5 protein-coding genes are annotated in these 7,729 nt (G+C 73.0%); all 5 read right to left on the bottom strand.

All coding sequences use genetic code 11. From position 1 onward, the window contains the following. Positions 1-121 precede the first annotated feature (121 nt). A complete protein-coding gene (murD, locus tag J7E86_RS28505; RefSeq protein ID WP_215085705.1) occupies positions 122-1,582 on the bottom strand; it encodes a UDP-N-acetylmuramoyl-L-alanine--D-glutamate ligase in 1,461 nt (486 codons plus the stop codon). Next, the gene (mraY, locus tag J7E86_RS28500) at positions 1,564-2,628 is read right to left on the bottom strand and encodes a phospho-N-acetylmuramoyl-pentapeptide-transferase (protein WP_215085704.1); all 1,065 of its coding nucleotides are present in this window, start codon (positions 2,626-2,628) and stop codon (positions 1,564-1,566) included. The genes murD and mraY overlap by 19 nt, the downstream gene beginning before the upstream one ends. Further along, positions 2,628-4,049: a UDP-N-acetylmuramoyl-tripeptide--D-alanyl-D-alanine ligase gene (gene murF, locus J7E86_RS28495; protein WP_215085703.1), complete on the bottom strand. Its 1,422-nt coding sequence runs from the start codon at positions 4,047-4,049 to the stop codon at positions 2,628-2,630. Before murF ends, mraY begins: the two co-directional genes overlap by 1 nt. Before the next feature lie 65 nt (positions 4,050-4,114). Beyond that, positions 4,115-5,845, bottom strand: coding sequence for a UDP-N-acetylmuramoyl-L-alanyl-D-glutamate--2,6-diaminopimelate ligase (locus J7E86_RS28490; protein ID WP_215085702.1), 1,731 nt, complete (start codon positions 5,843-5,845; stop codon positions 4,115-4,117). 13 nt (positions 5,846-5,858) lie between these two features. Then, positions 5,859-7,729 (bottom strand): penicillin-binding protein 2 (locus tag J7E86_RS28485; protein ID WP_215085701.1); only part of this gene is annotated, 1,871 nt, incomplete at its 5' end.

Genomic DNA, 7,729 nt, shown 5'->3' with positions numbered 1-7,729 from the left:
CGGCGGGGCCGCGCAGTGCCGGCCGGCCGCCGCGCGGTCCCGCGATGTCGTCGGCGTGCATCCGGGTGTCCCCTCCGCTGGTGTCCCGCGCCGCCCGGCCCGCGCCGCGGGGTCCGTGCGGCTACTCGTCCGCGGCGCGGTCCTGCTCCGCCAGGGCGCGGACCGCCTCGGCGAACGCCTCGCCGCGCTGGTTGTAGTTGACGAACATGTCCATCGAGGCGCACGCCGGGGCCATGAGCACGGTGTCCCCCGGTCCGGCGAGCCGGGCCGCTTCGCGTACCGCCGCGGCCATCGCCCCAGTGTCGGTCCGGTCGAGGTCGACCACCGGCACATCCGGGGCGTGTCGCGCCAGCGCTTCACCGATCAGGGCACGGTCGGCGCCCATGAGGACGACGCCGCGCAGCCGCTTCGCCGACCTGGTGACGAGCTCGTCGAAGGTGGCGCCCTTGGCGAGGCCGCCCGCGATCCACACGATCGACTCGTACGCCGCCAGGGACGCCTCGGCGGCGTGGGTGTTGGTGGCCTTGGAGTCGTCCACGTAGGCGACGCCGTCGACGTCGGCGACGTGCGCGATGCGGTGGGCGTCGGGGGTGAAGGCGCGCAGGCCCTCCCGTACGGCCGCGGGCCCGACGCCGAAGGCGCGGGCGAGGGCTGCGGCGGCGAGGGCGTTGGCGATGTTGTGCGGGGCGGCCGGAGTGATGTCGGCGACCTCGGCGAGCTCCTGGGCGTTCTTCTGCCGGTCGGGCACGAAGGCCCGGTCAACGAGCAGGCCCTCGACCACGCCGAGCTCGGAGACGGCGGGGGCGCCGAGGGTGAAGCCGATGGCGCGGCAGCCCTCCTCGACGTCGGCCTCGCGGACCAGGTGCTCGGTGCGGGGGTCGGCCGTGTTGTAGACGCAGGCGACCTGGTTGCCCTCGTAGACGCGGCCCTTGTCGGCCGCGTACGCGGCCATCGAGCCGTGCCAGTCGAGGTGGTCCGGGGCGAGGTTGAGGACGACCGCGGAGTGCGGGCGCACGGACGGCGCCCAGTGCAGCTGGTAGCTGGAGAGCTCGACGGCGAGGACGTCGTACGGCTCGTCGCCGGTGACGACGTCGATGATCGGGGTGCCGATGTTGCCGACGGCGGCGGTGCGCAGTCCGGCGGCCCGCAGGATGGAGGCGAGCATCTGCACGGTGGTGGTCTTGCCGTTGGTGCCGGTGACGGCGAGCCAGGGCGCGGCGTTCTCCCCGCGCAGCCGCCAGGCGACCTCCACGTCGCCGATCACCTCGACGCCCGCCTCGGCGGCGGCCGCGAAGAGCGGGCTGTCCGGCTTCCAGCCGGGCGAGGTGACGACGAGGTCGGTGCCCTCGGGCAGGGTGTGACCCGCGGAGCGTCCGCTGATCGGATCCGTGCCGAGGCGGACGGCGATGCCCTCGGCCTCCAGCGTCGCGGCGCGCTCGCGCAGTGCCTCACCGGCACCGCCGTCGACCACGGTCACCCGGGCGCCGAGGCCGGCCAGGGCGCGGGCGGCGCTGACGCCGCTCACGCCGAGGCCGGCGACGGTGATGTTCCTGCCGGTGAAACTCACTTGATGGCCAGCCATCCCGCGTAGAAGATTCCGAGTCCGACGGCCACGCACAGGCCCTGGATGATCCAGAACCGGACCACGACAAGGACCTCGCTCCACCCCTTGAGTTCGAAGTGGTGCTGGAGCGGCGCCATCTTGAAGACGCGCTTCCCGGTCAGCTTGAAGGAGCCGACCTGGATCACGACGGACATGGTGATGAGGACGAACAGACCGCCGAGGAGGGCGATCAGCAGCTCGGTGCGGGAGCAGATGGCCAGTCCCGCCAGCGCGCCGCCGAGGGCGAGCGAGCCGGTGTCACCCATGAAGATCTTGGCGGGCGAGGTGTTCCACCACAGGAAGCCGAAGCAGGAGCCCATCAGCGCGGAGGCCACGACGGCGAGGTCGAGCGGGTCGCGGACCTCGTAGCAGGCGGCGCCGGCGGTCAGCGGGTTGCCGCAGGACTGGCCGTGCTGCCAGGTGCCGATGAACACGTACGCGCCGAAGACCATCACGGAGGCGCCGGTGGCCAGGCCGTCGAGGCCGTCGGTGAGGTTCACGCCGTTCGACATCGCGAGGATCATGAACAGCGCCCACACCACGAAGATGACCGGGCCGACGGACCAGCCGAAGTCCTGGGTGAAGGACAGCTTGGTCGACGCCGGGGTCTGGCCCCGGGTGTCGGAGAACTGGAGCGCGAGGACGGCGAAGGCGATGCCGACGATGAGCTGGCCGGCCATCTTCGCCTTGGCGCGCAGGCCCAGGGACCGCTGCTTGACGATCTTGATGTAGTCGTCGAGGAAGCCGACCAGGCCCATGCCCGCCATCAGGAACAGCACCAGCACGCCGGAGATGGTCGGCTGGTGGCTGGTGATGACCTTGGTCAGGGCGTAGGCGATGAGGGTCGCCAGGATGAAGGCGATGCCACCCATGGTGGGCGTACCGCGCTTGCTGTGGTGCTCGCGCGGGCCGTCGTCACGGATGAACTGGCCGTAGCCCTTGCGGGCGAGGAACTTGATCAGCAGCGGGGTGCCGACCAGGGTCAGCAGCAGACCGATGACACCCGCGAAGAGGATCTGGTTCATCAGCCCCGGACCTCGCCCTCGCCGGTGAGCAGCTGCTGTGCGACCCACTCCAGACCGACCGACCTGGACGCCTTCACCAGCACGACGTCACCCGGGCGCAGCTCGCTGCGCAACAGGTCGACCGCCGCCTGCGCGTCGGACACGTGCACCGACTCCTCACCCCACGAACCCTCGTTATAGGCGCCCATCTGCAGCCAGGCCGCTTCCCTGTCCCCGACTGCCACGAGCTTGCTGACGTTGAGCCGGACGGCGAGCCGTCCGACCGCGTCGTGCTCGGCGAGTGACTCCCCGCCGAGTTCGGCCATCCGACCGAGCACGGCCCACGTGCGGCCCCCCTTCGCCGTGGCGGCTTGGCCCATGGCGGCCAGCGCGCGCAGCGCGGCTCTCATGGATTCGGGGTTCGCGTTGTAGGCGTCGTTGACGATCGTCACGCCGTCCGCGCGCTCGGTGACCTCCATCCGCCAGCGGGAGAGCTGGCCCGCCCCGGAGAGCGCGGTGGCGATCTCCTGCGCGGGCATGCCCAGCTCATGGGCGACGGCGGCGGCGGCGAGCGCGTTCGACACGTGGTGCTCACCGTACAGCCGCATGGTCACGTCCCCGCACCCGGTGGGTGTGTGAAGCGTGAAGGACGGCCGGCCCGTGGCGGTGAGGTGGACGTTCTCGGCGCGTACGTCGGCGTCGGCGGCCTCGCCGAAGAGGACCGTGCGGGCCTTGGTGCGGGCGCTCATGGCGCGGACCAGGGGGTCGTCGGCGTTGAGGACGGCGACGCCGCCCTCGGCGGCCGGCGGCAGCGCCTCGACGAGCTCGCCCTTGGCGATGGCGATCTGCTCGCGGCCGCCGAACTCGCCGACGTGGGCGGTGCCGACGTTCAGGACGACGCCGACGCGCGGCGGGGTGATCTCGGCGAGGTAGCGGATATGGCCGATTCCGCGCGCTCCCATTTCGAGCACGAGGGTGTGGGTGCCGGCGTCCGCGCGCAGCGCGGTGACCGGCAGGCCGATCTCGTTGTTCAGCGAGCCGGGGGTCCACACGGTGGGGCCGAGGCGTTCCAGCAGCTGGGCGATCAGGTCCTTGGTGCTGGTCTTGCCGGCCGAGCCGGTGAGCGCGACGACGGTCGTGCCGAGCTTCTCCACGACGGCGCGGGCGAGGACGCCGAGGGCGCCGACGACGTCGTCGACGACGATGGCGGGCACGCCGACGGGCCGGTTGGCCAGCACGGCCACGGCGCCGGCGGCGACGGCGCGCTCGGCGTAGTCGTGGCCGTCGACGTGCTCGCCGGCGAAGGCGGCGAAGAGGCTGCCGGGCCGTACGTCACGGGAGTCGATCACGACCGGACCGTCGACCGTGCGGCTCGGGTCCGGTATGTCGTGCTGCTGCCCGCCGACGATGGCGGCGATCTCGGCGAGGGACAGAGCGATCACTGAGATTTACCTCCGGCCGTTCGGGTGGGCTTCCGGGGGGAGGGTTGTGCGCGCATGGCGGTCTGTCATCCCTGGTCGTTCCGGTGCGTGGGGACCGCGCGGCTGCGCTCGATGGCCTCGCGCAGCACCTTGCGGTCGTCGAAGGGGCGTACGACTCCGGCGATGTCCTGGCCCTGTTCGTGGCCCTTGCCGAGGACGAGGACGGTGTCGCCTGGTTCGGCGCGGGCGACCGCCGCGGCGATGGCGTCGGCCCGCTCCTCCGCGAGGAGGACCGTGCCGCGCTCGTGGGCGGGCACCTCGGCGGCGCCCGCGAGCATGGTGGCGAGGATCGCGAGGGGGTCCTCGGAGCGGGGGTTGTCGGAGGTCAGCACGGCGGTGTCGGCGAGCCGGGCCAGCGCGGCGCCCATGGGGGCGCGCTTGGTGGTGTCGCGGTCGCCGCCGCAGCCGAGGACGGCGTGGATGCGGCCGTCGGTGACCTTGCGCAGGGCGCGGAGAACCGATTCGACGGCGTCGGTCTTGTGTGCGTAGTCGACGACGGCCAGGTAGGGCTGTCCGGCGTCGACGCGCTCCAGCCGGCCGGGGACGCCGGGGACGGCGGCGACGCCGTCGGCGGCGGTCTGCGGGTCGATCCCGGCGGCGACGAGGGCGGTGATGGCGGCCAGGGCGTTGGCGACGTTGAACGGGCCGGCCAGCGGCGACCTGGCCCGTACGGTCTCGCCGTCGGGGCCGAGGACGGTGAAGACGGAGTCGAAGGGGCCGGTCTCGACGTCGGTGGCGCGCCAGTGGGCGTCGGGGTGGCCCTCGGCGGAGAAGGTGGTGACCGGGACCTCGGAGGCGCCCTCGGCGAGCCGGCGGCCGTACTCGTCGTCGAGGTTCACGACGCCGACGCGGCTGCGGGCCTTGGTGAAGAGCTCCGCCTTGGCCTGGAAGTAGTCCTCCATGCCGGTGTGGAACTCCATGTGCTCCGGGCTGAGGTTGTTGAAGACGGCGACGTCGAAGACGCAGCCGTCGACGCGGCCGAGCACCAGGGCGTGGCTGGAGACCTCCATGGCGACCGAGCGGACGCCGCGCTCGCGCATGACGGCGAACAGCGCCTGGAGGTCGGTGGCCTCCGGGGTGGTGCGCTCGGACTTCAGTCGCTCGTCGCCGATGCGGGACTCGACGGTGCCGATGAGGCCCGTGAGGCCCGCCCGTCGCCCGCCACCACCCTCCGGGGGAAGCGCTTCGCGCTCTTTTTCCGCGGCCCGCAGGCCGCCCTCGATGAGGTACGCGGTGGTGGTCTTGCCGGAGGTTCCGGTGATGCCGATGCGGAGCAGGTCGCGGCCCGGCTGTCCGTAGATGGTCGCCGCGAGCTCGCCCATGACGCCGCGCGGGTCGTCCACGGTGAGGACGGGCAGACCGGTGACGGCGGCGCGCTCCGCGCCCGCCGGGTCGGTCAGCACGGCGACGGCCCCGAGGCCCGCGGCCTGGGGGACGAAGTCGGCGCCGTGGAAGCGGGCGCCGGGCAGCGCGGCGTAGACGTCGCCCGGCCGCACGGCCCGTGAGTCGTGGGTGATCCCGGTGACGGCGGCGTCACCCGGAGCGGCGATGCCCAGCTGACCGGCCAGCTCCGCGAGGGGCACGGGGCGGACCCGGGTGGGGCGGGGCGCTCCCTGCGCTGCGGCGGGGGCGTCCTGGTCGGTGTGGGACTGATCAGCGTGTGGCACGGCGGTGAGCGTACCGGGCGCACCCGCCCCGTCGCGAAGCGAGGGGCGCGCCGGGCCGCGGTTCCCGGGATCGGGGGTGATGGTCGTCACGCCGGGCCCCGGGTCATTCGTCGCCGTAGGCGACCGGCAGCCGCGGCGGCCTGGTGCCGGACGGCGGTACCTGGAGGGTCTTGAGCGCGAATTCCATCACCTGCTTGTAGACGGGGCCGCAGATCTGGCCACCGAAGTAACTGCCGCTGGTGGGGTTCTGGATGGCGCAGTAGACGGTGAGGCGGGGCTGGTCGGCGGGGGCGAAGCCGGCGAAGGAGGCGGTGTAGCCGTGGTAGCGGCCGGTGACGGGGTCCACCCGGTTGGACGTGCCGGTCTTGCCGGCCACGCGGTAGCCGGGGATCTTCGCCTTGGTGCCGGTGCCCTCGCGGTCGTCGACGACGGACTCCAGCATCGTGGCGAGCGCCTTGGCGGTCTTCTCGCTGACGACACGGGTCCGCTGGGGGGTGGCGGCGGGGGTGAAGCGGCCGTCGGGACCCTTGGCGCCGCGGACGAGCGAGGGCTGGATGCGCTCGCCCCCGGCGGCGATGGTGGAGTAGACGGAGGCGGCCTGGACGGCGTTGAGCGACAGTCCCTGGCCGAAGGGGATCGTGTACTGCTGGGAGGCGCTCCACTTCTGCGGCGGGGCGAGGATGCCGGGCGTCTCGCCGGGGAAGCCGAGGCCGGTGGGCTCGCCCATGCCGAACTTGCGCAGGTAGGAGTGGAGGACCCGGTTGGCCTGTGGCTGGTTCTTGCCGAGCTGTTCGGCGGCGAGGATCGTGCCGATGTTGCTGGACTTGGCGAGCACGCCGTTGAGGGTCAGGTGCCAGGTGGTGTGGTCGACGTCGTCGGCGAAGGAGCGGTCGGCGCGCGGCAGCCGGTTGGGGACCTCCACGTGCGTCGAGGGGTTCGCGGCGCCTTCCTCCAGGACGGCCGCCATGGTCATCACCTTGCTGACGCTGCCGGGCTCGTACGCGTCCTGCAACGCGGCGTTGCCCAGGGCCCGGCGGTCGGCGTGGGCGAGGTCGTTAGGGTCGTAGCCGGGGGCGTTGGCCATGGCGAGGATCTCGCCGCTGCGGGTGTCCTGGACGACGACGTAGCCCCGGTCGGCCTGGGACTCCCGCACCTGGCGGCTGATGGCGTTCTGGGCGGCCCACTGGATGTCGCGGTCGATGGTCAGCTCGACGTCGGAGCCGGGCACGGCGGGGTGCTCCTCGACGTCCCCGGTGGGCACCTGGCGGCCGCCGGACTGGGCGTAGACGAGCTTGCCGTCCTGGCCGGCCAGGACCTTGTCCAGCTTGGCCTCGATGCCGCCGCCACCGCGGCCCTCGGCGTTCACGAAGCCCAGTATCCCGGCGGCGAGGCCGCCGTTGGGGTAGACGCGCTTGCTGTGGGGCTCGCGGTTGATGCCCGCGAGGACGTCCGCGCCGTGCTTGCGCGCCGCCTTCTCCGCCGTCTGCTTCTTCAGTTCCTTGATGCGGTTCCAGACCTTGGGGGTCTGCTGGCGGGCGAGGACGACGTACTGCGACTTGGGATTGGCGGTGAGCTTGCGCTCCAGGACCGAGGGGCGCTCGTCGAGGACCGGTCCGAGCAGCGCGGCGGCCTGCCGGGCGGCGCCCTCGGTCTTGATGCGGTCGGGCGTCAGCAGGTCGGGCGCGGCGGTGATGTCGTAGGCGTCGACCGTGGTGGCCAGGTCCACGCCGGCACGGTCGGTGATGGCGCCGCGCTCGGCGGCCAGGGTGACCGGGATGTAGCGGTTGACGTTGGCGCGGGCGGCGTACGCGTCGGCGTCGACGGCCTGCACCTGGAGCAGCCGCACGGTGAACACCAGCAGCACGAGCGTGAGCCCGAGGCCGACCATGCGCAGCCGCGGCCGGTGGCTGCCCAGGCGCAGCGGCCGGGTCCCGGGGCGGGGGCGCGCGGGGCGCGTGGGGCGGGCCGCGGTGC

Origin of the sequence: Streptomyces sp. ISL-11 (genome assembly GCF_018614525.1) — a bacterium.
In the GTDB taxonomy this organism is placed as follows: Bacteria; Actinomycetota; Actinomycetes; order Streptomycetales; family Streptomycetaceae; genus Streptomyces.
Note: the sequence above shows the minus strand (reverse complement) of the source record. Positions and strands in the feature narration are given on the sequence as shown.